The sequence below is a fragment of the Ruegeria sp. AB8 genome (assembly GCF_056542605.1).
The window spans coordinates 95,648-121,263 of the sequence record NZ_JBQGAB010000012.1 but is presented as its reverse complement, the minus strand read 5'-3'; the positions used below and the strand labels follow the sequence as shown (position 1 = coordinate 121,263).

Genomic DNA, 25,616 nt, shown 5'->3' with positions numbered 1-25,616 from the left:
AACTTTTCCCCGGGATCTTCATCTGGCAAAAAATATCCCGGGGGAGTCGCGGCCTGCCGCGACGGGGGCAGAGCCCCCAATTGGGTCAGTTTTTCGACAGGATCGCCCAGATTTCATCCTTCAAGGCCGCGCGCTTCTTGCGCAACTCAACTTCAGCCAGTTCCTCCATCGGCTCGACATTGGTCTCGGCCCGATGCACGGTCCGGTTGATCTCATGATATTCGTCCGACAGCCGGGCAAAATGCGCGTCGGACTGCTTGAGTTGGCTCATCGCATCGACTTTTTCCGGAAACTCTTCGGCCAGTTCATGTGGGGTGTGGGACATTCGTGTAAGCTCCTCGAAATGTTGTTGTCCCCACGGATAAACATGTTCCGGCGATACCGCTTTGACCCGGATCAAATTGGCGACATCTAAAGGCTGGATTCACCGCTTTGCAGGTCGCCAGCCCGCCAAACGTGCCGTCCTGGCGTCACAGAACCAACGCTCGCCCTTTGCCTTGTTGATCTTTGTCGCCGTACAGAAAGCCTGCCCGGGCATGTGGTAAATCTTTTCTCCACGAGCTGAGATATTTCCCTTGATCTGGCACGTTTCCTGCCGGGGCAAACCTGCAGTCCCGGCGCGGTGCACCCAGGGCACCTGAATCACTGTTGCGTGCAGACCCTTCTTTTCCGCCGCAGCCCTCTGTTCAAACGGCACAAATTCGCGGGAGTATTTGCGATACGCAAAGGCCAGCCCATCCTCAACCAGCGTAAGAGCTGCATCGCTCCCCGCTACATCACAACGAGCAACCACGCGGCCATACCTGTCCCGATCTATCGGTTCACAGAAGGCCGCTCGCCCATCGAACCTTTGTCGTGCAACCTGCGTTACCCACGCACCACAGCGCCATTCGACACCTTGCGCGTCACGACATGTCTGATCCAATTCGGGGGCGTCAATTCCAAACAGACGAATCCTGACCCCACCGACATCCCACGTATCCGCGTCCACCACCCGCACAGTCCCGGTTGGCCGGTCAGCGGCCAGAACCATCTGCGGCAGCATCAGAACAAAATAAAAACAAAGTCTTAACATACCCCCGATATGCCCCTGACCAGCGGCACATTCAACGGGGGATGTTAAGAAACGTTAACGCTGAGCAGTCTCCCACTCTGGATGGACCCATGGCCGGTCATTCGAACTGGGCAACGCATCCTTGCCCAGCAGGTGATCCGACATTTTTTCGCCCACCATGATCGATGGTGCGTTCAGATTCCCGTTGGTGATTTGCGGGAAAATCGAACTGTCCGCGACCCGCAGACCATCTACACCGATCACACGCCCCTGCGGGTCGACGACAGCGTTCTTGTCGTCTTTCCGCCCCATACGACATGTCCCGCAAGGGTGATACGCGCTTTCGGCATGTTCGGCGATGAATTCGTTCAATTCCTCGTCGGACTGAACGCTGGCTCCGGGCTGGATCTCTTTGCCCGCATAGGGTTTGAAAGCGTCCTGACCGAAGATCTCGCGGGTCAGGCGGATGCAGGTGCGGAAGTCCGCCCAATCCTCTTCGTGGCTCATGTAATTGAAGCGAATGACCGGCGCGTCCTCGGCACGGGCCGAGCGCAGCGTTATCGCCCCGCGCGAAGGTGAGCGCATGGGACCGACATGCGCCTGGAAACCATGCCCCTCGGCCGCGGTCTGCCCGTCGTAGCGCACGGCGATCGGCAGGAAATGATACTGGATATCCGGATACCGCACACCGGGTTTCGAGCGAATGAACGCAGCACTTTCAAACTGGTTCGAGGCACCCAGACCGGTTTTAGTGAACAGCCACTGGGCACCGATCAGCCCTTTGCTGAACAGGTTCCAGTGCTTGTACAGCGTGATCGGCTGCAGCGATGCCTGCTGGATATACAGTTCCAGATGATCCTGCAGGTTAGCCCCAACCCCGGGGCGATCCGCGACAACGCCGATCCCATGTTCAGCCAGATGTGCCGCGGGCCCGATACCGGACAACATCAGCAGCTTGGGCGAGTTTATCGAAGAAGCGGCCAGAACCACCTCACGCCGGGCGCGAATAATCTCCTTCTTGCCGCGTCGGACCAATTCGACGCCCATGGCGCGGCCGTTTTCCATTACGACACGTGTCGCAAGGCCACGCAGGATGTCGCAGTTATCCCGTTTGAGAGCTGGCTTCAGATAGGCATTCGCAGCAGACCAGCGCCGTCCTTTCCAGACGGTCTGCTCCATCGGGCCGAACCCTTCCTGCTTTTCACCGTTATAGTCGCCGGTAACCTGGTATCCCGCCTGTTGCCCAGCATCGACAAAGGCCTGGAACAGTGGGTTCTCGCGCGGGCCACGCGACACGTGCAGCGGCCCGTCAGTGCCGCGCCACGTCGGATCGCCCCCATGCCCGCCATCGTGCCAGGATTCCATTCGTTTGAAATACGGCAGGACATCCGCATAGGACCACCCATCAGCGCCCATTTCCGACCAGGTGTCGTAGTCATGGGCATGACCGCGTACATAGACCATACCGTTGATCGACGACGATCCGCCGATCACCTTGCCGCGCGGACAGGCCAGCCGGCGGTTGTTCAGATGCGGCTCGGGTTCGGAACTGTAGCCCCAGTCATAGCGCGACATGTTCATCGGATAGCTGAGTGCGGCGGGCATCTGGATGAACGGTCCCGCATCGGTGCCACCATGCTCGATCACCAGGACCGAAGCCCCGGCCTCGCTGAGGCGATAGGCCATCGCGCACCCTGCGGATCCTGCACCCACAATGACAAAATCTGCTTCCATTTTCAGGTCTCCTGTTCCCGCCGGGCCAAGGTCTTTCGTTGAAAAACCTAATTGCCTCCGGCGGGAGTATTTTCAAAAAGATGAAGAGGTTATTCGCCGCGCGGGAAGCGGGCGTTTTCCTCGACGATATTCAGATCCATGTGATTGCGCATGTAACGCTCCGATGCTTTTTGCAGCGGCTGGTAATCCCACGGATAATATCCCCCCTGCCGCAACGCCTCGTACACGACCCAGCGGCGCGCCTGACTGGCCCGCACGTCTGCGTCGAAACGATCCAGATCCCAGCGCGCCTCGGATTTCGCGCGCAGGGTTTGCAGTGTGCCAGCGTGTTCGGGGTTCAAGGCAAGGTTGGTCAGTTCGTGCGGATCGGCCTCAAGGTCGAACAGTTGATCCGGGTCCAGTGTGCAGCGGTTGTATTTCCACTTGCCGTAGCGCAATGAGACAAGCGGCGCATAAGACGCTTCGGCCGCGTATTCCATGGCCACGGGCGCGGTGCGCTCGCCGCCCTGAGCCAAGGGAACAAGGTTCTCGCCGTCGGTCCATGGCGCGATCTCGTCCATGTCGACGCCAGCCAGAGCGCCCAGCGTCGGTGTCACGTCGATGGTCGATACCGCGGCGTCGATACGCGCTGTTGGAAGATCAGAGGCCGAGATCATCAGCGGCACCCGTGCCGAGCCTTCGTAGAAGTTCATTTTGAACCACAGGCCCCGCTCGCCCAGCATGTCGCCGTGGTCTGAGACGAACATGATGATCGCCTCCTGCCGCGTCGTTTCCAGCACCTCGATGATCTCGCCGATCTTGTCGTCAAGATAGGTGATGTTGGCGAAATAGGCGCGCCGGGATTTGCGGATGTCTTCTTCGGTGATGTCGAAACTGCGCCAGTCATTGGCATCGAAGATCCGTTTTGCGTGCGGATCCTGATTGTCGTAACCGATATCGGCGATCTCGGGCAGAAGATGCTCGCAATCCTCGTAGAGATCCCAATACTTGCGCCGGGCAACATAGGGGTCGTGCGGGTGGGTGAAGCTGACGGTCACGCACCAGGGGCGGTCGTCTTTGCCGCGCGCCAGATCGTAAAGCTTGGCCTTGGCGTTGTAGGCAACCTCATCATCATATTCCATCTGGTTCGATATTTCGGCCACGCCCGCGCCTGTCACCGAACCCATGTTGTGATACCACCAGTCAATTCGCTCGCCGGGTTTTCGGTAGTCCGGTGTCCAGCCGAAATCGGCCGGGTAAATGTCAGTGGTCAGGCGATCCTCGAACCCATGCATCTGGTCGGGACCAACGAAGTGCATCTTGCCGGACAGGCAGGTGTAATAGCCCGCGCGTCGAAGGTGATGCGCATAGGTGGGAATATCGCTACGGAACTCGGCCGCGTTATCGTAAACACCGGTGCGCGAAGGCAACTGGCCGGACATGAAACTGGCCCGACCGGGCGCACAAAGGGGCGACGCGGTATAGGCATTTGCAAAACGGGTAGAACGCGCGGCCAGTTTCTTCAGGTTGGGCGCATGCAGCCAGTCTGCGGGACCATCGGGAAAGAGGGTTCCGTTCAGCTGATCCACCATCAGGATCAGAATGTTCGGCTTTGTCATTTTTCAGCCTCGAGCAAAGTGTTGAGGACACGCATTGCGTGTTTAACGGCCAGTTGCGGCTCTTCCGGTGCGCTCAGCGCCGCGCGGATATACAGCCCATCGATCAGGGCAATCATGTTCTCGGCAGCTTCAACCGGGTCACTCATCAGCGGTCGCAAACTGTCGATCAGGTTGGATCTGATCCGCGACTGGTAGATTTGCCAAAGACGCAACGCATCGTCATTGGTTTGCGCCAGAACGTAAAAGGTCATCCAGGCAGCGATCACATCAGGTGTGAAACACGAGGGTGCAAAGCATGCCCGGATAATGGCCTGCGGTCTTTCCCCTGCTTCCGCGCCGTTCAGTTGCTCGCGGGCTTCGGCACCAAAATCGGAAAGAATGCGGCGCATGGCAGCCAGAAAGATCTGATCCTTGCCGCCGAAATAGTGATGCGCCAACGCGCTGGACATGCCCGCCCGTTTGGCGATCTGGCTGACGGTCACGTCGAGGGATTTTTTCAGACCAAGCTCGGCAATCGTCGCGCGTACGATTGCATCCCGACGGATCGGTTCCATTCCGAGTTTTGGCATGCCTACCTCTCAGCAGCTGGGTTTACCAAACGCTAAGGGGGTTTTATTGACTCGTCAATCAATAACGTTCAGGCCGAGCGACCACTTCAGTATTTCGGGCCGACTCCCGGCGGCGTTACGGCACTGCGGTTCAGGACCGCTTCGCGCCATGAGATGAAACTGACGGCGGCGAGGATCAGCGTTCCGCCAGCAACCACCCAGACATCAACCCGTTCATGAAATACCAGTGCGCCCATCAAAGTTGCCCAGATCAGTTGCAGGAACGTGACCGGCTGGGTTACCGCAACAGGTGCCGCCTGCAGGGCCAGCGTCATGAAGTAATGACCGGCTGTCGCAAAACAGGCGATCAGAAACAATACACCCAAATCGTGGAGGCTGGGCGGGGTCCAGACGGCATAGGCAAACGGGATCAGGGCGATTGTAACCCAGATTGACAGGTGCGCGACCACGACCGAAGGCGGAATATCCCGGACCAGAAGCTTGGCCAACAGGTAAGACCCGCCAAGGGTCAGCGCCGTTCCCAACATGGCGACATGGCCTGGCGAAACCTCTCGAAACCCGGGGCGCAGAATGATCAGAACCCCGATCAGGGCAACCAAAATTGCGGCAATCCTGCGAAAGGCCAGCTTTTCCCCCAGAAACAGCGCGGCGCCCAGCGTGACGTAAATCGGTGTCATGTAGTTCATTGCCGTCACTTCGGCCAAGGGGATCTGGGTCATGGCAAAAAACCACAGCATGACCGCCACGGCGTGGATAATCCCCCGCAGCCCGAACAACGTCAGGTCTCTTTTGGTCAGATGCGTTGCCATGATCGTTCGCAAGGCAGGCAGCAGAAACACCAAACCAAGCGCATACCTCAGAAAGGCCGCCTGTATTGGATCCATGGACGAGCCAAGGGTCTTCACCAGGGCCGTCATCATGACAAAGGACAGCCCGGCGGAGAACATCCAGAACATACCTGCGATCGGGCGGATGGATACTGCTGCTGTTGTCATGTCAGTGGTTGAACACCGAAACCGGCGGCGGGACAACCCTTCACATCGCAACAAGTTTCAGCGCAATGGCCAACATGATGATCCCGATCACCACATCAAGAATTTGCCATGCCCGGGGGCGGGTGAAAATGGGCGACAAGATCCGCGCGCCATATCCCAGTGAAAAGAAGAAAACAAAGCTGGAAAGCATGGCTCCGACCGCAAATCCCAGTCGGTCGTCATACTGCGCCGATATCGACCCGATCAGAACAACCGTATCCAGATAGACATGCGGGTTGAGCCATGTGAAGGCCAGAACGGCCAGCAAAGCCGCCCGCAGGCTGGTACGGTGTCCATTTCCCACCTCCATCACCGCGCCGCCACGCCAGGCCGACAGCAGGCTGCGCAGGCCGTACCATGTCAGGAAGGTGGCTCCACCATACCGCATTACCGGCTCGAACCAGGGCGCGGCCTGCGCCAGCGAGCCAAACCCGGCGACACCGGCGGCGATCAGTAGGGCGTCCGAGACGGCGCAGGTCAGACAAAGGGTGAAGACATGTTCGCGACGCAAACCCTGCCGCAGGACAAAGGCGTTTTGGGCGCCAATGGCCAGGATCAGGCTAAAGCCCAAGGCAAAACCGGCGATCAGAGATGTGGACATGAAACCTCCTGCGTTCCGACCGTTGACTAAAACCAACAAGGCGATCTATCAAATTAAAGATGTTGAGCCAGATTAAGCGCAGCTAATGCTGCTGGACCCCAACCACCTGTCCGCCTTGTCGGCAATTCTGCGTCACGGCAGTTTCGAAGCGGCTGCTTCCGAGCTGGCCGTTACGCCCTCGGCCATTTCACAACGGATCAAAGCGCTGGAAGACCGCGTCGGTGCCGCTTTGATCAACCGCGGCACGCCCTGCTCGGGTACGCCTGCAGGTATTCGCATCGCCCGGCACGCCGAGGACATCAGCCTTCTTGAGGCGCAGTTGTCCCGCGAACTGACCCTTCAACAGGGTCCGGAACCAGCAAGAGTACGCATCGCCATACCGGCGGACACTCTTGCGACATGGTTCATTGATGCGATGGCGCAGACGCGGGGTATTTTGTTTGATCTGGTCGTGGATGATCAGGACCATTCGGCAGAATGGCTCAGGCGCGGCGAGGTCAGTGCGGCGATCACCGTGGGCGGACAGCCCGTGACCGGATGCGATACCACACCGCTAGGCGTCCTGCGCTATCTGCCGACAGCCAGTCCCGCTTTCATGGCGAAGTGGTTTCCGAATGGTGTCGACGCGACGTCACTGGCGCGGGCCACGTGTCTGACGTTCAACAGAAAGGACAATTTGCAGAAGATGTGGATTGCCCACCAATTCAGCGGTCGGATTTCACCGCCGTCGCATTATCTGCCGTCCTCGCACGGGTTTGTCGACGCAGCCCTGGCCGGATTGGGTTGGGGCATGAACCCTGAGACGCTGGTCCGTCCGGCGATTGCCGCAGGGCGCTTGCAGGAAGTCATTCCAGACACGCCTTTGGACATCCCGCTCAGCTGGCAGGTGGGCCGTGTACTGGCGCCAGCCTTGAAACCCTTAACCAAAGCGGTCAGACAAGCCGCCGCCCAGTGGTTGATCCCGGAATAACCACGTCGAACAAAGATTAAATACCCCGAGGAATACTATGTTTTCACGTGATAAACTCAACTACACTCCATTACCGCTGCCGGACCGCAGCGATATGACAGACGCTGAGATGGCAACGGCAGCCGAAAGCTTTTATGACGTCATGCGCAAGCGTCACACGGTCCGCGACTATTGCGACCGAACGGTTCCGCGCGCGGTGATTGAAAGTTGCATCCGCACTGCGGGAACGGCCCCGTCCGGCGCCAACCATCAGCCATGGCATTTCGTGGCCGTATCTGATCCGGGGCTCAAACAGCGCATCCGGGAGGAGGCCGAGGAGGAGGAACGCCGGTTTTATGCAGGTGGTGCTGGTGATGAGTGGATCAAGGCGCTGGAGCCGATCGGGACAAACGATGTCAAGGAACACCTGACCGTCGCCCCCTGGCTGATTGTCGTCTTCGCCCAGCGTTGGGGGCAGTTCGATGACGGTACACGGTACAAGAATTACTACGTCCCAGAAAGCGTCAACATCGCCACCGGGTTTCTGCTGGCGGCGCTGCACCACGCCGGGCTCAGCACTTTAACACACACCCCTAACCCCATGCGTTTTCTCAATGATGCACTGAACCGACCTGCTTCCGAAAAACCAACAATGATCATCGCAGTGGGCCATCCCGCTGCAGACGCGACTGTCCCGTCCGTTGCAAAACTAAAGAAACCGCTGGAAGACATCTCGTCATTCTTCTGACAACTCGTCAGACCGAGGGCACAAAAAAACCCGGCCTGACAGGCCGGGTTTTTCAATCAGTCATACGACGCCTTACAGTTGCGCCATAACCTCGTCCGAGGCCTCGAAATTGGTGGTGACGCGTTGCACGTCATCGTCATCTTCCAGCGCATCAACCAGTTTCATCAGCTTTTGCATGTCCTCAAGGCCCAACTCGGTCGTTGTTGTGGGCTTCCAGACCAGCTTGGTCGACTCGGTCTCACCCAGCGCGGCCTCAAGCGCGTTGGACACGTCGTTCAGATCGGTATCCGCGCACCAGATGATGTGCCCGTCGTCCGAGCTTTCGACGTCTTCGGCACCCGCCTCGATGGCCGCTTCAAAGATGGTGTCCGCGTCGCCTGCCGAGGCCGGGTAGACCACTTCGCCCTTGCGGTCGAACATGAAGCCGACCGACCCGGTCTCTCCCAGATTTCCACCGTTCTTCGAAAAGGTCGACCGGACGGTCGATGCGGTCCGGTTGCGGTTGTCGGTCATCGTTTCAACGATGACGGCCACGCCATTCGGGCCGTAGCCCTCGTACCGGATTTCTTCGTAATCGTCGCCCTCGCCCGCCTGCGATTTCTTGATGGCGCGGTCGATCACATCCTTGGGAACCGAGTTCGACTTGGCCTCTTTCACCGCCAGACGCAGGCGCGGGTTCTTGTCGGGGTCGGGATCGCCCATCTTGGCGGCAACGGTGATTTCTTTCGACAGCTTGGAAAACAGTTTGGACCGCGCGGCGTCCTGACGCCCCTTGCGGTGCTGGATGTTGGCCCATTTGGAATGGCCTGCCATGTTGCGTCCTCGTGATAGTGATTGCGTATTCGGCGCTCATATAGACGGTTGCAGGGTGTGGGATCAAGAGAGCGGCTTGTCCAACCCGTCAGCGTGGGTATGGTGGCCCCATGACGACTGACCAGATCATTCTATTCGCACTTTTCATAACCGTATTTGCACTGCTTCTGTGGGGCAGGTTCCGATACGATCTGGTCGCGTTCTCGGCGCTTCTGATCGGTGTTGTGCTGGGCGTTGTGCCCGTTGACAATGCCTTTTCAGGCTTCGGCCATCCGGCCACGATCATCGTTGCGCTGGTCCTGGTGGTCTCTGCCGGTTTGGTGCGGTCTGGCGCGGTGTTCCTGATCACCCGCACCCTGGTCGATGCTTCGCGCGGACTTGGCGCCCATATCGCGCTGATGGGCGGGATCGGGGCCGTGCTGTCGGCCTTTATGAACAACGTCGCGGCGCTGGCGCTGCTGATGCCGGTGGACATTCAGACCGCCCGCAAGGCGGGCCGATCGGTCGGTCTGAGCCTGATGCCGCTAAGTTTTGCAACCATTCTGGGCGGCATGGCCACGCTGATCGGCACCCCGCCCAACATCATCATTGCATCGATCCGGGCTGAAACACTGGGCGAGCCGTTCCACATGTTCGATTTCGCCCCCGTTGGCGGGTTGGCCGCGATTGCCGGGCTGGCCTTTGTTGCGCTGATCGGATGGAGGCTGATCCCGGACCGGGGGCCGCAAACGGAAACCTCCGAAGCGTTGGCCGAGTACATCGCCGAACTCACTGTTCCGCCCGAGTCCCCTCATATTGGCAAACGGGTCAGTGAGCTTTACGAGGTGGCGGAAAAATCGGACGTCGCCATCATCGGGCTGATCCGGGATGGCAAACGCCGTTATGGCCGATCCACCCATGCCACGCTGCACGAGGGCGACGCGCTGGTCCTTGAGGCGCGACCCGAGGCGTTGGATGAGTTCCGCACGGCGCTCAACCTGGATTTCTCGGACACGCGGCGACAGGAGTTGCTGACCGCCGAAGGCGACGGGTTGGAAGTGATCGAAGTCGTCGCCCCCGAAAGCGCCCGCATCACGGGCCGCACGGCGCAAGGGCTGGGCCTTGCCTGGCGGCAGAGCACCGTACTGATGGGCATTTCGCGTCAGGGCCGCAACATCACCGAACAGGTCCGGAAGACCCAGGTTGAAGCGGGTGACATCCTGCTGCTGCTTTGCCCTCGGGATCGGGGGGCGGACGTTACTGAATGGCTCGGCTGTCTACCGCTGGCCACGCGCGGGCTGAATGTCACGGCAAACGACAAAGCGTGGCTTGCCATCGGACTTTTCGCCGCCGCCGTACTGGCTGCCAGCGTCGGTCTGATCTACCTGCCGATTGCTCTGGGACTGGTCGTCGTCGCCTATGTTTTGACCAAGATCATGCCGATTGCCGATATCTACAACCATATTGAATGGCCGGTCGTTGTCCTGCTGGGTTCCATGATCCCGTTGGGCAGTGCGTTGGAATCTTCAGGCGGCACCGAATTGATCGCAAACGCGCTGATACAACTGACGGACGGTCTGCCCGCCTGGGCCATTCTGACCGTGCTGATGATCGTCACGATGACCCTTTCGGATGTTCTGAACAACACGGCAACTGCCATCGTTGCGGCCCCTGTCGGCATCCAGATGGCCCGAACGCTTGAAGTGTCGCCCGATCCATTCCTGATGACAGTCGCAGTTGCCGCCTCGGCTGCGTTCCTGACGCCCATCGGGCACAAGAACAACACACTGGTTCTTGGGCCGGGCGGATATCGTTTCGGCGACTATTGGCGCATGGGCCTGCCGCTGGAGATCCTGATTATCGCGGTTTCGGTTCCGGCCATACTTGTGTTCTGGCCGCTTTGACGGGTAAGGGCAGCACATGAAACGCTTTTTGATCCTGCAACTGCGCCCTGAAACTGATGCATCGGACGCCGAGTACGCCTCGATTCTCGACAAAACCGGGCTTCACGCAGACCAGACCCATCGCATCCGGCTGGATTGCGAGACTTTGCCCGAGGGGCTTAGTGTTTCGGACTACGCGGGCATTATCGTGGGGGGAGGTCCTGGCTGCGTCAGTGACGATCCGGCTTCGAAATCGCCGCTGGATGCTCGTATCGAAAACACCATCATGGGATTGATGCCGCAGATCACCGCGTTGGATCATCCCTTTATGGGCTGCTGTTACGGGTTGGGCATTCTGGCCGCACATCTGGGGGGCTACGTCAGCAAGAACCGCTTTGGCGAGCCGGTCGGCCCTTCGATCTGCCGCCTGACCGAGGCCGGCGCGGCCGACCCGCTGACCGCGGGTCTGCAATCAGAATTCGAAGCCTTTGTTGGCCACAAGGAAGCCGTCCAGAACCTGCCGGATGGTTGCGTGCATCTGGTGGCTTCGGACCCCTGCCCGTTCCAGATGATCCGATGGGGGAAGAACGTTTATGCCACGCAGTTCCACCCCGAGGCGGATGCAGGGGACTTTGAACAGCGCATCAACATCTACAAAGACCACGGTTATTTCCCGCCAGAAGACGCGCAAACTCTGATCGATCTGTGCCACGCCGCCGACGTTACCCAACCCGGCGAAATCCTGCGGCGGTTCGCTCAGCGCTATGGCTGACCCAACGACGTGGTTGCCTGATCCGTCGCCCCTCGCATAGGTTGATCCGAACAGCTTTGGGAGGAGTTGTTCTTGGATCTGCTCATCAATGTCGGCCTGCCCGTTTCGTTGGCCATCATCATGCTGTCTCTTGGTATCGGACTGGAGGCGGCCGATTTCCGTCGCGTGCTAAGCCGACGGTATCCGATCGCGATCGGCGCCTTGTCTCAGATTGTTTTGCTGCCTGTCACCGCTTTTGCCGTCGTCAAGCTGTTCGCCTTGCCGCCCGCAATCGCAGTCGGGTTCATGTTGCTGAGCTTTTGTCCCGGCGGCGTGACCAGCAACATCCTGTCCCGGCTTGCCAGGGGCGATGTCGCGCTGTCCGTCAGTCTGACCGCCGTAATCAGCCTGCTGTCCATCGTGACCGTGCCCGTACTGGCCGCATGGTCAATCAGCCATTTCATGGCCGAGGATGCGCCCGAGGTGTCGATCAGCGGACTGGCCATCGCCATGTTTCTGATCACCACGCTGCCCGTGGCCATTGGTGTCGGCCTGCGCCATTTTGCAACCGGGTTTGCCGATCGGGTCGAACCTGCGCTGGCCAAAACCGCTACTATCCTATTCATCCTGATCGTCATCGCCGCCCTGGCCGGAAACTGGCAGTTGTTCATCGACAACCTCGGCATCATGGGTGCGGGGCTGGTCACACTGAACCTGGCGCTGCTGCTGATCGGACTGGGACTGGCGCGCGCAGCCAATCTGTCGTGGAATGAAAGCAAGACGATTTCCATCGAAACCGGCATTCAGAACTCGACACTGGGTATCACGCTGGCGGCCTTGATCACTGGAACAGAAAGCGGGTTCAGCCCGCTGGCCCTTCCCTCGGCCGTTTATGGCATCACAATGTATTTCGTGGCTCTTCCGTTTCTCGTTTGGTTCCGCAACCGCTGAAAGGACATTTCATGACCAACAATACTGCAGATGCAATTGTCGTTGGCGGCGGTCTTGCCGGTCTGGCAGCGGCGGCGGAACTTGGCGACCGCGGCAAGAAAGTGATCATCGTTGATCAGGAACCTGAACACTTTCTGGGCGGCCAGGCGTTCTGGAGCCTTGGCGGATTGTTCATGGTCGACACGCCCGAGCAACGCCGCATGGGCATCCGCGACAGTCAGGATCTTGCCCTGCGGGATTGGATGGGCAGTGCGCAGTTCGACCGCGACGATGACCTCTGGCCCCGCAAATGGGCCGAAGCCTATGTCGAGTTTGCCGCTGGCGAGATGCGCCCGTGGTTGCATCAGATGGGCCTGCGCTGGTTTCCGGTGGTGGGCTGGGCCGAACGCGGCGGATCTTTCGCGGATGGACATGGAAATTCGGTCCCGCGCTTTCACATTACATGGGGCACCGGACCGGGCGTGCTGGAACACTTCATCCGCCGGGTGCATGAACATGTCAGCGCCGGGTTGATCCGGTTGGAATTCCGCCATCAGGTCAGCCACATCATCATGCAAAACGGCGCGGCCAAAGGCGTTTCGGGCGAAGTTCTGGCCGACGACGACGCCCAGCGCGGTGGTAAGACCAACCGCGACGAGGTTGGCGAGTTCGAGTTCTATGCGCCATCAATCATCGTCACGTCCGGCGGCATTGGCGGCAACTTCGAGATGGTGCACAAAAGCTGGCCGCGCGAGCGTCTGGGCGCTCCGCCGCAGGACATGGTTGCGGGCGTTCCCTTTCACGTCGATGGCCGGATGATCCCGATCAGCGAAAAGGCAGGCGGGCATGTCATCAACGGCGACCGGATGTGGCACTACACCGAGGGCGTGCGGAACTGGGATCCGATCTGGCCAGCCCACGGAATCCGCATTCTGCCCGGCCCCAGCTCGATGTGGTTCGATGCCAAGGGCAACCGGATGAAACCGCCCTGCCTGCCGGGTTTCGACACGCTGGGCACGCTGCGCGAAATCCTGAAAACGGGATACGAATACAGCTGGTTTGTCCTGACACAGAAAGTGATCAAGAAGGAATTCGCCCTGTCGGGGTCCGAGCAGAACCCGGACTTCACCTTGGGCAGTTGGAAAGAGGTGATCCGTCAACGTGTCCTATCCGGCTCAAAAGCCACCGGGCCGGTCGAGGCGTTCAAGGAAAAGGGCGAGGATTTCGTCGTTGCTAACACCCTGACCGAACTGGTGCGGGGCATGAACCATCTGGGCGATGACCTGATTGACGAAGCCCACTTGCGAGCCCAGATCGAAGCGCGGGATTCGCAGGTCGACAACCCGTTCTCGAAAGATGCACAGATGATGGCCATCCTGGCGGCGCGCAACTATCGCGGCGACCGGCTGATCCGCACGGCCAAGCCGCACAAGTTCCTTGATCCTTCAAACGGGCCACTGATCGCCGTCAAACTGCATGTTCTGACACGCAAGACGCTGGGCGGTCTGCAAACCAATCTGGACAGCCAGATGATCGGCGCAGACGGGCAGACCGTGCCCGGCCTTTTCGCCGCCGGCGAGGTCGCGGGATTTGGCGGCGGCGGCTATCACGGATACAATGCGCTGGAAGGCACGTTTCTGGGTGGCTGCATTTTCTCAGGCCGCAACGCAGGACGGTCCCGGGCCGTGGCCTGACGATTTACTTTGCGCGGTTTAGCTGCACGACCGGTTCGCCGGCACTGTTCAGAAAATTCAGCGTGTCGCCTTTGAACGCATAGGTGGTCACGTCCTGCAGTGCCTGGAAGAACTCCCGCTCGACCTCATCCTGTGGCGGTGGGCAAGCCCGCAGTGTGGCCGCCATGTTGTCAGGAAAAGCGATATCGGTGCCGGCTATCTCTGCCTGACCGGAAAAGCGATTGCATCCGCCGCTGCCAGAAAAACTGCCATCTTCAGCAAATGTTATTTCGGGGAATTTGTCCGTTTCCAGCACCGCACCGTTCAGACCCATCGCCACCCAGGTCGACCCTTGCAAAGCTTCCGCGCCCTGTGGGCGGGCCTGCACCAGCAAAAGGTCTGCGGTGTTACCAGCGTCTCCGGTCAACACTGGATATGCGGTATCGGTGGTGAACAACAACTTGTCGCCCAGAAAAATCGATCCCCGGACGACATAGCGCATTTCATCACGGATCAGCGCGTCATCGTAAGCCAGTTCATATGTCGCCGGTACACCATCAAGGGCAAAACGCTGAGAGGCGAGCGTAAGCGCCGGGGCATCCGCACGCGAAACATCCTGCAATTGCACATAGAGGGTCGCATCGGGCGGAACCGCTATCCGTTCGCGATATGTGGCGGTTCCGGTCAGAGTTCCGGCGGAACTCTGGCTGCCAAGCAGGGTCAAAAATACTGCGCAGGCGACGATGGCCTGCCCGATCCTGGGAAAAGGCATTGTTCTGTCCTTGCTTTGATACTCTAAGCAGAAAAGATTGTGCCCGGATCGGCATTTACAAGAGCAGCCCGCCAAATTCGGCGGTTCCACGCCGGTCCTACAATGGCCAGATCAGCGGGATCAGAAGCGAAGCCAGCAAACCAACTGTCAGGTTCAGCGGAACGCCGACCTTCAGGAAGTCGGTAAACCGATACCCGCCGGGGCCATAGACCATCATATTGGTCTGATACCCGATCGGGGTCGCAAAAGACGCAGATGCCGCCACCATGACCGCCACCACCAACGGGCGCGGATCGATGCCGACCGCCTGCGCCAGTCCAATGGCGATAGGCGTCACCACAACTGCCACCGCATTGTTCGAGACCAGCTCGGTCAGAACGGATGTCAGCAGATAGACTGCCCAGATAATCAGGAACGGCGGAAGGGCACTCAGGCCCGGCGCGATCGCCTCGACAATCAGGGACACGGCGCCGGATTTGTCCAGGGCCGCTCCGATTGCCAGCATCGAAAAGATCAGGGCCAGCAGCCGGCCTTCGATAAAGGAAAACGCCTCATCCGCGTCGATGCATCGGGTGATCAGAACGACGGCAACCGCAAGGATCGACAACAGCAATATCGGTGCCACACCAAGGGCCGCCAGAGCGACGATGCCCACCAGAGCGCCGATGGCAATTGGTGCGTGACTGCGCCGGAACGCCCGCGCCGAAGGTTGGGAAACATCGACCATGTCCATATCCGCCGCCAATCTCTGAATGTCCGCGGGCGCGCCCTCCAGCAGCAGAGTGTCGCCCACGCGCACGATCAGATCATCCAGCTGACGTCCGATATTCTGGTTCCGGCGGTGCACGGCCAGCACGTAAACGCCATAACGGCGGCGCAGGCGCAGCGCACCAAGGGTTCGGCCAACCATGCGGCAGCCCGGTGTGATCAGAACCTCGACCGTCTTGGTTTCGACAGCGGAAACCTGATCGACCCGCTTGAGTTCCTTGTTGCGCTGAAGGCTGAGCAACTCGGTCATCTCGGTCCGCAGAACAACGCGATCCCCGACTTTCAGGTTAACGTCCTTCAGATTTCGCCGCAGCGACTCGTCCCCCCGGATCACGTCGATCAGGCGCACTCCGGGGCGTTTGAACAGTTGCACGCCCATCACTTCGCGGTCGATCAGGTTGCTGTCAGGCGGCACCACCGCTTCGGTGAAGAACTTCATCTTCGAACGGTCGCTGAGCATCGTGGCCATACTGTCGCGTGCAGGCAGCAGGCGCGGCGCGATGAAGCGCAGGTAGATCATGCCGTAAATCACCAGAGCGATCCCCAACGGGGTCACTTCGAAGATGGTAAAGGGGGTCATTCCCTGCGCCCGGGCAACGCCGTCGACCAAAAGATTGGTCGAGGTGCCGATCAGCGTCAAGGTTCCGCCCAGAATGGCAGCATAGCTGAGCGGAATCAGCAACTTCGAGGCGGGCATGTTTAGCGTTCGTGCGATCTGTACGAACACCGGGATCATCACAACAACCACCGGTGTGTTGGACACGACGGCCGAGGCCAGAATGACGAACCCCATCAACAGGCCAATTGCTATTCGTGGATTGACCTGCGCCTGTTTCTGCGCCGTCGATGTAAAGGCGTCCAACGCCCCTGTCCGGACCAGAGCGCCCATGATGATAAACATCGCGGCGATGGTCCACGGGGCCGGGTTGGACAAGACCGCAAGCGCGCTTTGGTAGGGCAGAATGCCGGTTACCAGCATCAGTGCGACCCCACCGATGGCAACGACCTCGGTCGGATAGATTTCGCGCAGAAACATGACGAACATGCCCGCGACAATCGCAAGCGCCAGTATCGCGCTGCCGGTGTCTGTCAATTGAAGGAATTGCATTCGTGGTATTCTGTCCGAACCCTAACCCGGCCTGAGCGCCTGACATGCAGTTTCACGCATTGCTCGGGGTTGAGCAAGCCTGTCATGCACCCGGCGGGCCTGCTTGTTGCAGCCGGCCGCCCACCCGCACCATGTGAATCGACTTGGCCTGACCGTCGCGATCATCGGTTTCGACAAAAACTCCGCTTAGAGTGGCTTCGCCATTCGCAGGTGTGAACCGGGCCTTGGGCATTCCGGTGATAAACCGCCTCATCGGCTCCTGCTTGTCCATGCCGATGACCGAATCGTAGTCTCCGCACATCCCGGCATCCGTCAGATAAGCCGTGCCGCCCGGCAATATCTGCGCATCTGCCGTCGGCACATGCGTGTGCGTGCCGACCACAAGGCTGGCGCGCCTGTCGCAATAGTGACCCATGGCCATTTTCTCGGACGTTGCCTCGCAATGCATGTCGACAATGATGGCCTGCGCCTGCCCGCCACGGGGATGCGACTTGAGGATCGGCTCGATAGCCGAGAACGGATCGTCAAAGGGCCGCTTCATGAACACCTGCCCCAACACCTGCACAACCAGCACCTTGCGTCCACCCTGCGCGTTGAACAGACGATGCCCCCGACCGGGCGCACCCTTGGCGAAATTCACCGGTCGCACGATGCGCGATTCTTTCTCGATGAATTGCAGCATGTCTTTCTGGTCGAACGCATGATCGCCCAGTGTCAGGCAATCGGCCCCCGCATCCAGCAACAGCTTTGCGTGATCACCCGTAAGCCCCATCCCGTTCGAGGCGTTTTCACCGTTGACCACAACAAAATCCAGCCGCCATTCGTCGCGCAGACGCGGCAGATGCTGTTGTATGGCCGCGCGTCCCGTACGGCCCATGACGTCACCCAGAAAAAGTATCCTCATTCAACCGTCCTAAGTGTGGCATCAGGCAAGCACAAGCGGTTAAACTGTCTGCACAATCCGTCAATATACCCAACACAGGAGAATTTGTATGTTCCGCATCTTTGTGGCGATTGTTGGTCTGGCCTCGCTGGCAGCATGTGATCAGCCTTCTTCCGGCGAGTCTTCCACTCAGCTGGCCAACCCGGCCGCGACCTTTTGCGTGGAAAGCGGCGCACGGTATGAGATCCGGGACGGTGCCGACGGCCAGTCCGGCTTCTGCATTCTGGAAGACGGGCGCGAAGTCGACGCCTGGGAATATTTCCGCGAAAACAACCCGGCCTGACGATCAATCGGAAAAGGTCAGAACACGGCTTTCAGTGATCACCATATCCAGCGGCTGATCTGTCGGTTCCAGAGGCAACCCCTCGGCCTGCTGCGCATCAAATGCAAACCCGATGGCCAACGTCGGGCGTTTGGCGCGCAGCCCCTCCAGCGTGCGATCATAGAACCCGCCGCCATAGCCCAGCCTGCCGCCCTGCGCGTCAAAGGCAACCAATGGCACGATCAGGATCTCGGGGTCGAAATAATCGTCGACCTCGGGCACTTTGGCGCCAAACGGCCCATCTTTCAAAACACCATCGGGGGTCCAACGGGAAAACCTCAGTGGTTGCCCCGCGGCCTGAATCAACGGAACGCCGACTGGCCCGTAGGCCGACGCCTCGGCCATTGCCGCCAGCGGGTCGATCTCGGTGCGGATCGGCATGTAGCCCGACAGCGGCACCCCGCGATACCCGGCCAGAACCTCTGACAATCGCCCTGCCGCGCCGGGCATGCGCGTGTCAAACGCCGCCTTGCGGCGGGCGAAAGCGGCCTTTCGGGCGGCGGCCTTGATTTCTGTCAGATCGGTCGTTTCGGTCACAATAGCACCACGCTGGCAAGCCCCAGAAAGATGAAGAACCCCATGACATCCGTGGTTGTCGTCACAAAGGTTCCAGATGCCAGCGCCGGGTCAACACCCATACGGTCCAGCAAGACCGGTACTACCGTACCTGCAAAGCCCGCGATGATCATGTTCACGACCAGCGCGGACCCGATCACGACACCCAATAGCGGCGAATCGAACCACAACATGCCAACCGTGCCCAGAACGACGGCAAAACACAGACCGTTGAGCATCCCAACCAGCAACTCCCGCCGGATCACGCGCCTTACGTTCGAACCCGTCAGGTCGCGCGTTGCCAGTGCACGCACGGCAACCGTCAGCGACTGAGTGCCCGCATTGCCGCCCATCGATGCAACGATCGGCATCAGAATCGCCAGCGCTACCAGTTGGTCGATGGCCGCTTCGAACTGCGAAATCACCAGCGAGGCACAGATGGCGGTACACAGGTTCACCGCCAGCCACGGCAGTCGGCGCCTGCTGGTCGCAGCCACGCTGTCGGACAGTGAGCTTTCGTCGCTGACCCCGGCCAGACGCAGGATGTCTTCCTCGTGTTCTTCGTCCAGAACAACCATCGCATCGTCGATGGTGATTACACCCACCAGCCGCCCATCGTCATCCATGACCGGAGCCGAGATCAGGTGGTACTGGTTGAAGGCATAGGCCACATCCTCTTCGTCCTGATCGACGGGGATGGTATAGAATTCCTCTTCTGCGATGTCGCGCAGCGGAACTTCGCGCCGGGTTGCCATCAGTTTTCCCAGGGCGACCTGCGCCACCGGTTTCAGGCGGGGATCGATAAGAATGACGTGATAGAATTGCTCGGGCAGGTCGTCATTGGCGCGCATGAAATCAATGGCCTGACCCACTGTCCAATGCTCGGGCGCCATGACCACTTCGCGCTGCATGAGGCGACCGGCGGAATTTTCCGGGTAAGACAGCGCCTGCAGGGCCGCGATCCGCTCGGCATGCTCCAGCGCGCCCAGAATGGCTTCCTGCTGAGGTTCCTCAAGGTCTTCCAGCAGGTCGACGACATCGTCGCTTTCCATATCGCGGACAGCATCGGCCAGAACATCCGGGCGCAGAACGCCAATCACCTCTTCCCGAACCACTTCATCCAGTTCGGAAAGAATGTCGCCGTCAAACTCCTTGTCATACAAACGGATCAGCCGGGCACGATCGAACGGATTGACCTGCTCCAGAAGGTCGGCGATGTCAGCCGCGTGCAGCGGCTCCATTAATTCGACGAGTTTGTCGCGATCTTCTACATCGACAGCATAAAGGATGGCTGCCACAGTCCGGCGGTCCAGCGCGTAGACATCTTCGTCCTCGGCGGACTCGGTTACGGGTTCATCAAAGCCTGTTGTCATATGCTGCCCCCGCGAATTTCCATTTGCCCCTAATTAGAAGAAGCAGCTACCGGAAAACAATGACAATGCGCCAATTTACCGGCATCTTCCGCGCGCTTATGGTGTTTCGCGGTCTCAGCCGGGCGGAGGAAAGCGGAAATGGCGCAAAAAACACTGTTGAAGGGACGTGTCCTGAGCTTTTCGGGCTCACCTTTCGAAGGTGAACCGACAGATGCCGTCACCATCAGCGAGGCGGTCGTCATCGATGACGGCCATATCGCGGCCGTAGGTGACACCCGGAGCCTGACAGAAGCGCATCCGGATGCCGCAATCGTCGATCACGGACAGCACCTGATCATGGCAGGGTTCGTTGACGCGCATGTGCACTATCCGCAGACAGCCATGATTGCCAGCTGGGGCAAGCGGCTGATCGATTGGCTGAACTCCTATACATTCCCCGAAGAGATGAAGTTTGGTGAAATCACCTATGCCAGCGAGATCGCCAACCGGTATCTGGACCTGACGGCTGCGCATGGGACAACAACGATGTGCAGTTTCTGCACCATCCACCCGGAAAGCGTCGACGCCTTTTTCACTGCAGCGCAGCAGCGTGGACAGCGGGTCGTGGCCGGCAAGACCTGTATGGACCGCAATGCACCCGAGGGTCTGCGCGACACGGCACAGACGGCCTATGATCAGTCCGAAGCACTGCTGGAGAAGTGGCACGGCATCGACCGGCTGTCCTATGCCATTACGCCCCGTTTTTCACCAACTTCGACCCCGGAACAGCTTGAAGCCATGGGGGCATTGTGGGCCGAGCACCCACATTGCCTGATGCAGACGCACCTGAGCGAACAGACAGATGAGATCGAATGGGTCCGGTCGCTGTTTCCCGACGCGCGCGATTACCTGGACACCTACGAAAAGTTTGGTCTGCTGGCCAGCCATGGCCTGTACGGTCACGCCATTCATCTTGAGCCACGGGAACGCGACCGGTTGCGCGAACTGGATGCGGCCCTGATTCACTGCCCGACCTCGAACACTTTCATAGGCTCGGGCCTGTTCGACATGGCCGGGCTGATGAAGGACGGTCACCGGGTCGGGCTGGCGACAGATACCGGCGGAGGATCGAGTTTCTCGATGTTGCGGACAATGGCCGCAGCTTACGAGATCGGCCAGTTGCGCGGATCGCCGTTGCATGCGGCACAATTGTTGTGGCTGGCCACCGTCGGATCGGCCCGGTCGCTGCGAATGGACAATTGCATCGGCAATATTGCCCCGGGGATGGAGGCGGATCTGGTGGTTCTCGACCTGGCCTCGACCCCGGCCATTGCCCAGCGCGAAGCCTGCGCAGAAGACCTTTGGGAAGCCGTTTTCCCAACCATCATGATGGGGGATGACCGGGCCATTGCCGAGGTCCGGATTGCCGGCAAACCAGTCACGGTTTGAAGGAATACGCCTGACGGCGCATTCCTCCGGCAACGGAATTTCTGAACAGACGACGAGATCGACGCTTATCCGGCAAGCGCCCGCGCAAGTTCATTCTGGCGTTCGATCACGCGGGGCATGTCCAGCGTAACTATATGCCCATCCCGCACGATTTGTCTGCCTTCGACGAACAGATGTTTGACCCGAACCGGCCCCGCAAGCAGCAAGGCGGCCGGATCCCAGCTTCCCGCGCTTTCGATGCCGGATACATCCCAGATCGCAATATCGGCGCGTTTGCCGGGCATAAGCCGCCCGCAATCGGCGCGATTGAGCACGTCTGCACCGCCACGGGTGGCAATCTCGAGCGCTTCGCGGGCCGACATGGCATCCGCGCCATTCGCGACCCGCTGCAACAGCATCGCCTGCCGGGCCTCGGCCACCAGATTGCCGCCGTCATTGCTGGCCGACCCGTCAACGCCCAACGCAACCGGAACGCCCGCGTCGCGCATTGCGCGGACCGGCGCGATGCCTGACCCCAACCGGCAGTTTGAGCATGGGCAATGCGCAACACCGGTGCGGGTTCGGGCAAACAGGTCAATTTCGGCTCGGTCCAGTTTGACGCAATGGGCGTGCCAGACGTCCGAACCAGTCCACCCCAACTCCTGCGCATACTGGCCCGGGCGGCATCCGAATTGTGACTGGGAATATGCAATGTCTTCGTCATTTTCGGCCAGATGCGTGTGCAGCATCACGCGCTTGTCCCGTGCCAGCACCGCCGTGTCGCGCATCAGTTCACGACTGACCGAGAATGGTGAGCACGGGGCCAGACCGACGCGGCACATCGACCCTTCGGATGGATCGTGGAATTTGTCCACAACCCGGATCATGTCAGACAGAATATCCTGCTCTGCCTCGACCAACATGTCCGGCGGCAGGCCACCATCGCTCTCACCGATACTCATCGCACCGCGTGTCGGATGAAAGCGCAGGCCCAGTTCGGCGGCGGCGGCGATGGTGTCGTCCAGTCGCGCGCCATTGGGATAAAGATACAGATGATCGGAACTGAGCGTGCATCCCGAAAGCGCCAGTTCGGCCAATCCGATCTGAGCAGAAACGAACATCTCTTCCGGGCCAAAGCGGGACCATATCGGGTAGAGTGTTTGCAGCCAGCCAAACAACAGCGCATCCTGACCTCCGGGAACCGCCCGGGTCAGAGTTTGGTAAAGGTGGTGGTGCGTATTCACCAGGCCGGGGGTCACGACGCAGCCCATAGCGTCGTGCACGTCACCGGTTGTGGTAAGCCCCTGCCCCAATTCAGCAATAACGCCGTCCCGGATCAGGATGTCCGCGCCATTCAGTTCCTGCCGATCGTCATTCATCGTCAGAATGAAATCGGCATTCTTTATTAGAGTATCAGTCAATTTGTGCCCTCCTGCATCAGTCCGTCTCGTGCAAGAAGTGCATGGGCTGGCGGAAAACGGACACAAGAACCAGCCATCGGCACTGTACCGGCGGCTGCGGGTGCCATCAACAGGTTTCAGAAATTGCGAAGAATCTCTAGCGCAGAGGCGTGGATGTCCGGGTTGGCAGCCGCCAGTGCGCGGCCTCCATTGTGGGCCGGTCTGCCCTGCCAATCTGTCACGATACCACCCGCCGCCTGAATGACGGCGATCGGCGCCTGAATGTCATAAGCGTTCAGTCCGGCCTCGATCACCAGATCAACCTGCCCTGCCGCCAGAAGGGCGTAGGCGTAACAGTCCATTCCATAACGGGTCAGTCTGGCTTGCTGAGACACCGCCTCAAACCCGGCCCGGTCTTCAGGCGTTCCAACTTCGGGAAAGGTTGTGAACACCATCGCCTGATCCAGCGATTGCGTGGACCGGGTCCTGAGCTTCCGGGTGCCTGTCGGGCCTGTGACCTGTGCCGAATGTGCGGACCCCACGAACCGCTCACCAATGTAAGGCTGGTCAATCACACCCAGGATCGGCCCGTCCTGCGTGCTCAAAGCAATCAGAACGCCCCATGTCGGGGTACCGCTGATGAACCCTCGCGTACCATCGATCGGATCAAGAACCCAGGTCCGCCCGCTGGTGCCATCGACATGGCCGAATTCCTCGCCGAAAATACCATCCTGAGGGCAGCGCCGCGCCAGAACTGCCCGCATCGCCTTTTCCGCCTCGCGGTCAGCGATTGTTACGGGGTCAAACCCATCAGCCAGTTTGTTGGACGTTTCAAGATCGGACTGCCGGAAGTAAGGAAGTATGGCCGCGCGCGCCGCATCGGCCATTTCCCCGGCGATTTCCAGATCGGTTGCTGAACTTTGATACATGCGCAACCCGTGCGGTCAGCGCGTTCCGAAGTCAAGCCTGCTGATCAGGCGACGTCACTGAGAACACGCGCCAGTTCGAACAGACGACGGCGCTGGTTTTCCGGGATCGCGTAGTACGAGCGAACCAGATCCAAAGCTTCCTTATCCCCCATCAGATCGGCAGGCACCGATTTCTTCCCGGCATCTTCTTTCTGGGTTTCTTCCAGACCCTCAAAGAAAAAGCTGACCGGCACATCCAATGCTTCGGCGATGTCCCAAAGGCGCGATGCGCTGATCCGGTTGGCCCCGGTTTCGTATTTCTGGATTTGCTGAAACTTGATACCAACCTGCTCGGCCAGCTGCTGCTGGGTCATGCCAATCAGCCAGCGGCGATGCCTTACGCGTTTGCCCACATGGACATCGACGTGATGAGTCATTGGTATTCTCCTCTACTACACACACAACTGCCGGGGGTTACGCAAAAAAACAAACGTGTTCGCCAACCTAGCGAGCCGCTGTTAACTATTCCCTAATTCAGGAATGTGCTCCCCCCGAAACAGCACCAGATTTCAATATCACCTCTTTTGTCTTTTTTTTCAAGAAGGTTGAATCAGTAACATCGTATAATGGTTTGTGGTTGTACAACCGCCGGTTTTGAGCGCTCTGTTTCCCGAACAGACACAATCAACGAAGCCCTATCATACATCATTCACGCGCTCTCTGGTAATTGATTGACATTCCCCCCGCATCGCTGGCCTATGCGAAAAACAAGGAGCGCGACGATGCTGGCCTTTCGCCTTCAATCCGGAGAATCAACAGCCCGGCTCTGCAACATCAACGTCCCAAAGCCGGGGCAGGACCAGGTTCGGGTCGCTATTAAAGCGTGCGGATTGAATTTTGCGGATCTGCTTATGCAGAACGGCACGTATCAGGACACGCCGGATACTCCGTTCACGTTGGGCATGGAGATCGCGGGTATTGTTGATGAAATTGGAAACAATGTCTCTCATCTGAAGCCCGGGGACCGTGTTGCGGTCTATTCAGGTCAGGGTGGATTGGCCGAGTTTGGCGTATTCGATGCCGAAAGGGCGATTCTCCTGCCCGATCAGATCAACTTCGAGGACGCTGCCGCCATTCAGATTGCATACGGCACCAGCCATATCGCGTTGGATCATCGTGCGCGCCTGCAACCCGGCGAAACCCTTTTGGTCACCGGCGCGGCGGGCGGCGTCGGCCTGACTGCCGTCGAAATCGGCAAACTGATGGGCGCGACAGTGATTGCGCAGGCCCGTGGTTCTGAAAAGCTTGCGGTGGCCCGCGCGGCAGGTGCGGATCATCTCGTGGATGCCTCCGAAGACCTGCGCGCCCGCGTCAGGGAACTGGGTGGGGCGGACGTGGTTTATGATGCGATTGGCGGCGACGTGTTCAAAGCCGCCTTTCGTGCCACAAACCCCGAAGGCCGACTGCTACCGATCGGCTTTGCGGGTGGAGAGGTTCCGCAAATTCCGGCCAACCATCTTCTGGTCAAGAACCTGACCGTAATCGGGCTTTATATCGGTGGGTATCTGAAATTCAGGCCGCAGATCGTGCGCGACAGCTTTGACACGCTGTTCCGTTGGCACGCCGAAGGCCGGATCAAGCCGCATATCAGCCACACCCTGCCCCTCAAGGACGTGGAACAGGGCATGCGCTTGCTGAAAAAACGGAAATCAACCGGCAAGATCGTCATCACGATCTGAGGCCT

Annotated in this window: 25 protein-coding genes; 9 read left to right on the top strand and 16 right to left on the bottom strand. The window is 59.4% G+C overall.

Features of this window, described 5'->3' with window-relative positions; all coding sequences use genetic code 11:
• Positions 1 to 85: 85 nt before the first annotated feature.
• From ACR0CG_RS14120 to ACR0CG_RS14090, 7 genes are all read right to left on the bottom strand, one after another.
• A complete protein-coding gene (locus ACR0CG_RS14120; RefSeq protein ID WP_321252104.1) occupies positions 86 to 325 on the bottom strand; it encodes a YdcH family protein in 240 nt (79 codons plus the stop codon).
• Positions 326 to 424: 99 nt separating this feature from the next.
• A complete protein-coding gene (locus tag ACR0CG_RS14115) occupies positions 425 to 1,075 on the bottom strand; it encodes a thermonuclease family protein (protein ID WP_480525691.1) in 651 nt (216 codons plus the stop codon).
• A 54-nt stretch (positions 1,076 to 1,129) separates the two neighbouring features.
• Entirely contained in the window at positions 1,130 to 2,788 is a 1,659-nt protein-coding gene (gene betA / locus ACR0CG_RS14110; protein WP_480525689.1) for a choline dehydrogenase, read from the bottom strand.
• Positions 2,789 to 2,877: 89 nt separating this feature from the next.
• Positions 2,878 to 4,386, bottom strand: a complete 1,509-nt coding sequence (betC, locus tag ACR0CG_RS14105; protein WP_480525687.1) for a choline-sulfatase — start codon at positions 4,384 to 4,386, stop codon at positions 2,878 to 2,880.
• The gene (gene betI / locus ACR0CG_RS14100; RefSeq protein WP_480525685.1) at positions 4,383 to 4,955 is read right to left on the bottom strand and encodes a choline-binding transcriptional repressor BetI; all 573 of its coding nucleotides are present in this window, start codon (positions 4,953 to 4,955) and stop codon (positions 4,383 to 4,385) included. The genes betC and betI overlap by 4 nt, the downstream gene beginning before the upstream one ends.
• A gap of 86 nt (positions 4,956 to 5,041) precedes the next feature.
• Positions 5,042 to 5,950: a DMT family transporter gene (locus tag ACR0CG_RS14095; RefSeq protein WP_170682002.1), complete on the bottom strand. Its 909-nt coding sequence runs from the start codon at positions 5,948 to 5,950 to the stop codon at positions 5,042 to 5,044.
• A gap of 40 nt (positions 5,951 to 5,990) precedes the next feature.
• Complete coding sequence (locus ACR0CG_RS14090) at positions 5,991 to 6,590, bottom strand: LysE/ArgO family amino acid transporter (RefSeq protein WP_480525683.1); 600 nt, start codon at positions 6,588 to 6,590, stop codon at positions 5,991 to 5,993.
• An 85-nt stretch (positions 6,591 to 6,675) separates the two neighbouring features.
• Between ACR0CG_RS14090 and ACR0CG_RS14085 the strand changes: the two genes are divergently transcribed.
• Together ACR0CG_RS14085 and ACR0CG_RS14080 are read left to right on the top strand one after the other, a co-directional pair.
• Entirely contained in the window at positions 6,676 to 7,560 is an 885-nt protein-coding gene (locus tag ACR0CG_RS14085; protein WP_480525681.1) for a LysR family transcriptional regulator ArgP, read from the top strand.
• A gap of 37 nt (positions 7,561 to 7,597) precedes the next feature.
• Positions 7,598 to 8,287 carry a nitroreductase family protein gene (locus ACR0CG_RS14080; protein ID WP_480525679.1) on the top strand — a complete coding sequence of 230 codons (690 nt, stop codon included), beginning with the start codon at positions 7,598 to 7,600 and terminating at the stop codon, positions 8,285 to 8,287.
• A gap of 72 nt (positions 8,288 to 8,359) precedes the next feature.
• Here ACR0CG_RS14080 and ACR0CG_RS14075 read toward each other — a convergent pair whose 3' ends face one another.
• Positions 8,360 to 9,100, bottom strand: a complete 741-nt coding sequence (locus ACR0CG_RS14075) for a YebC/PmpR family DNA-binding transcriptional regulator (RefSeq protein WP_170609910.1) — start codon at positions 9,098 to 9,100, stop codon at positions 8,360 to 8,362.
• A 110-nt stretch (positions 9,101 to 9,210) separates the two neighbouring features.
• Between ACR0CG_RS14075 and ACR0CG_RS14070 the strand changes: the two genes are divergently transcribed.
• The 4 genes from ACR0CG_RS14070 to ACR0CG_RS14055 all read left to right on the top strand — a co-directional run bounded on the left by ACR0CG_RS14070 (position 9,211) and on the right by ACR0CG_RS14055 (position 14,337).
• Positions 9,211 to 10,983, top strand: a complete 1,773-nt coding sequence (locus ACR0CG_RS14070) for an SLC13 family permease (protein ID WP_480525677.1) — start codon at positions 9,211 to 9,213, stop codon at positions 10,981 to 10,983.
• A 16-nt stretch (positions 10,984 to 10,999) separates the two neighbouring features.
• On the top strand, positions 11,000 to 11,734 hold the full coding sequence (locus tag ACR0CG_RS14065; RefSeq protein ID WP_480525675.1) for a glutamine amidotransferase: 735 nt from the start codon (positions 11,000 to 11,002) through the stop codon (positions 11,732 to 11,734).
• A gap of 72 nt (positions 11,735 to 11,806) precedes the next feature.
• Entirely contained in the window at positions 11,807 to 12,664 is an 858-nt protein-coding gene (locus ACR0CG_RS14060; RefSeq protein ID WP_480525673.1) for a bile acid:sodium symporter family protein, read from the top strand.
• Positions 12,665 to 12,675: 11 nt separating this feature from the next.
• Positions 12,676 to 14,337 (top strand): FAD-binding dehydrogenase, encoded by a 1,662-nt coding sequence (locus ACR0CG_RS14055; protein ID WP_480525671.1) that lies wholly within the window; start codon positions 12,676 to 12,678, stop codon positions 14,335 to 14,337.
• A gap of 4 nt (positions 14,338 to 14,341) precedes the next feature.
• Here the strand turns inward: ACR0CG_RS14055 and ACR0CG_RS14050 are convergent, their stop codons facing one another.
• The 3 genes from ACR0CG_RS14050 to ACR0CG_RS14040 all read right to left on the bottom strand — a co-directional run bounded on the left by ACR0CG_RS14050 (position 14,342) and on the right by ACR0CG_RS14040 (position 17,868).
• Complete coding sequence (locus ACR0CG_RS14050) at positions 14,342 to 15,088, bottom strand: YbaY family lipoprotein (protein WP_321252079.1); 747 nt, start codon at positions 15,086 to 15,088, stop codon at positions 14,342 to 14,344.
• A 97-nt stretch (positions 15,089 to 15,185) separates the two neighbouring features.
• A complete protein-coding gene (locus ACR0CG_RS14045) occupies positions 15,186 to 16,964 on the bottom strand; it encodes an SLC13 family permease (protein ID WP_170609899.1) in 1,779 nt (592 codons plus the stop codon).
• 82 nt (positions 16,965 to 17,046) lie between these two features.
• Positions 17,047 to 17,868: a TIGR00282 family metallophosphoesterase gene (locus ACR0CG_RS14040; RefSeq protein ID WP_480525669.1), complete on the bottom strand. Its 822-nt coding sequence runs from the start codon at positions 17,866 to 17,868 to the stop codon at positions 17,047 to 17,049.
• Between the two features lie 88 nt (positions 17,869 to 17,956).
• Between ACR0CG_RS14040 and ACR0CG_RS14035 the strand changes: the two genes are divergently transcribed.
• Complete coding sequence (locus ACR0CG_RS14035; RefSeq protein WP_480525667.1) at positions 17,957 to 18,190, top strand: putative hemolysin; 234 nt, start codon at positions 17,957 to 17,959, stop codon at positions 18,188 to 18,190.
• A gap of 3 nt (positions 18,191 to 18,193) precedes the next feature.
• Here the strand turns inward: ACR0CG_RS14035 and ACR0CG_RS14030 are convergent, their stop codons facing one another.
• On the bottom strand, positions 18,194 to 18,766 hold the full coding sequence (locus tag ACR0CG_RS14030) for a 5-formyltetrahydrofolate cyclo-ligase (RefSeq protein WP_480525665.1): 573 nt from the start codon (positions 18,764 to 18,766) through the stop codon (positions 18,194 to 18,196).
• On the bottom strand, positions 18,763 to 20,157 hold the full coding sequence (gene mgtE / locus ACR0CG_RS14025) for a magnesium transporter (protein ID WP_480525663.1): 1,395 nt from the start codon (positions 20,155 to 20,157) through the stop codon (positions 18,763 to 18,765). Before mgtE ends, ACR0CG_RS14030 begins: the two co-directional genes overlap by 4 nt.
• 138 nt (positions 20,158 to 20,295) lie before the next feature.
• Here mgtE and guaD point away from each other — a divergent pair, with 138 nt between their 5' ends.
• Entirely contained in the window at positions 20,296 to 21,585 is a 1,290-nt protein-coding gene (gene guaD, locus ACR0CG_RS14020; protein ID WP_480525660.1) for a guanine deaminase, read from the top strand.
• A gap of 65 nt (positions 21,586 to 21,650) precedes the next feature.
• Here guaD and ACR0CG_RS14015 read toward each other — a convergent pair whose 3' ends face one another.
• The 3 genes from ACR0CG_RS14015 to ACR0CG_RS14005 form a co-directional block, all read right to left on the bottom strand.
• Positions 21,651 to 22,985 carry an 8-oxoguanine deaminase gene (locus ACR0CG_RS14015; RefSeq protein WP_480525658.1) on the bottom strand — a complete coding sequence of 445 codons (1,335 nt, stop codon included), beginning with the start codon at positions 22,983 to 22,985 and terminating at the stop codon, positions 21,651 to 21,653.
• 116 nt (positions 22,986 to 23,101) lie between these two features.
• The gene (gene hisN, locus ACR0CG_RS14010) at positions 23,102 to 23,893 is read right to left on the bottom strand and encodes a histidinol-phosphatase (RefSeq protein WP_480525656.1); all 792 of its coding nucleotides are present in this window, start codon (positions 23,891 to 23,893) and stop codon (positions 23,102 to 23,104) included.
• A gap of 44 nt (positions 23,894 to 23,937) precedes the next feature.
• Positions 23,938 to 24,309 carry a helix-turn-helix domain-containing protein gene (locus ACR0CG_RS14005; protein ID WP_170609884.1) on the bottom strand — a complete coding sequence of 124 codons (372 nt, stop codon included), beginning with the start codon at positions 24,307 to 24,309 and terminating at the stop codon, positions 23,938 to 23,940.
• A gap of 345 nt (positions 24,310 to 24,654) precedes the next feature.
• On the opposite strand from ACR0CG_RS14005, the gene ACR0CG_RS14000 reads away from it, so the two are divergent.
• A complete protein-coding gene (locus ACR0CG_RS14000) occupies positions 24,655 to 25,611 on the top strand; it encodes an NADPH:quinone oxidoreductase family protein (RefSeq protein WP_480525654.1) in 957 nt (318 codons plus the stop codon).
• Positions 25,612 to 25,616 lie beyond the last annotated feature (5 nt).

Bases quoted from the DNA above. Each gene is read 5' to 3' on its own strand.
- ACR0CG_RS14090 (WP_480525683.1), bottom strand. From the start codon at position 6,590: ATGTCCACATCTCTGATCGCCGGTTTTGCCTTGGGCTTTAGCCTGATC.
- ACR0CG_RS14000 (WP_480525654.1), top strand. From the start codon at position 24,655: ATGCTGGCCTTTCGCCTTCAATCCGGAGAATCAACAGCCCGGCTCTGC.
- ACR0CG_RS14085 (WP_480525681.1), top strand. From the start codon at position 6,676: ATGCTGCTGGACCCCAACCACCTGTCCGCCTTGTCGGCAATTCTGCGT.
- ACR0CG_RS14070 (WP_480525677.1), top strand. From the start codon at position 9,211: ATGACGACTGACCAGATCATTCTATTCGCACTTTTCATAACCGTATTT.
- ACR0CG_RS14075 (WP_170609910.1), bottom strand. From the start codon at position 9,100: ATGGCAGGCCATTCCAAATGGGCCAACATCCAGCACCGCAAGGGGCGT.
- ACR0CG_RS14055 (WP_480525671.1), top strand. From the start codon at position 12,676: ATGACCAACAATACTGCAGATGCAATTGTCGTTGGCGGCGGTCTTGCC.
- ACR0CG_RS14065 (WP_480525675.1), top strand. From the start codon at position 11,000: ATGAAACGCTTTTTGATCCTGCAACTGCGCCCTGAAACTGATGCATCG.
- ACR0CG_RS14035 (WP_480525667.1), top strand. From the start codon at position 17,957: ATGTTCCGCATCTTTGTGGCGATTGTTGGTCTGGCCTCGCTGGCAGCA.
- ACR0CG_RS14005 (WP_170609884.1), bottom strand. From the start codon at position 24,309: ATGACTCATCACGTCGATGTCCATGTGGGCAAACGCGTAAGGCATCGC.
- betI (WP_480525685.1), bottom strand. From the start codon at position 4,955: ATGCCAAAACTCGGAATGGAACCGATCCGTCGGGATGCAATCGTACGC.
- betC (WP_480525687.1), bottom strand. From the start codon at position 4,386: ATGACAAAGCCGAACATTCTGATCCTGATGGTGGATCAGCTGAACGGA.
- ACR0CG_RS14095 (WP_170682002.1), bottom strand. From the start codon at position 5,950: ATGACAACAGCAGCAGTATCCATCCGCCCGATCGCAGGTATGTTCTGG.
- ACR0CG_RS14115 (WP_480525691.1), bottom strand. From the start codon at position 1,075: ATGTTAAGACTTTGTTTTTATTTTGTTCTGATGCTGCCGCAGATGGTT.
- guaD (WP_480525660.1), top strand. From the start codon at position 20,296: ATGGCGCAAAAAACACTGTTGAAGGGACGTGTCCTGAGCTTTTCGGGC.
- ACR0CG_RS14080 (WP_480525679.1), top strand. From the start codon at position 7,598: ATGTTTTCACGTGATAAACTCAACTACACTCCATTACCGCTGCCGGAC.
- hisN (WP_480525656.1), bottom strand. From the start codon at position 23,893: ATGTATCAAAGTTCAGCAACCGATCTGGAAATCGCCGGGGAAATGGCC.
- ACR0CG_RS14050 (WP_321252079.1), bottom strand. From the start codon at position 15,088: ATGCCTTTTCCCAGGATCGGGCAGGCCATCGTCGCCTGCGCAGTATTT.
- ACR0CG_RS14120 (WP_321252104.1), bottom strand. From the start codon at position 325: ATGTCCCACACCCCACATGAACTGGCCGAAGAGTTTCCGGAAAAAGTC.
- ACR0CG_RS14040 (WP_480525669.1), bottom strand. From the start codon at position 17,868: ATGAGGATACTTTTTCTGGGTGACGTCATGGGCCGTACGGGACGCGCG.
- ACR0CG_RS14045 (WP_170609899.1), bottom strand. From the start codon at position 16,964: ATGCAATTCCTTCAATTGACAGACACCGGCAGCGCGATACTGGCGCTT.
- mgtE (WP_480525663.1), bottom strand. From the start codon at position 20,157: ATGACAACAGGCTTTGATGAACCCGTAACCGAGTCCGCCGAGGACGAA.
- betA (WP_480525689.1), bottom strand. From the start codon at position 2,788: ATGGAAGCAGATTTTGTCATTGTGGGTGCAGGATCCGCAGGGTGCGCG.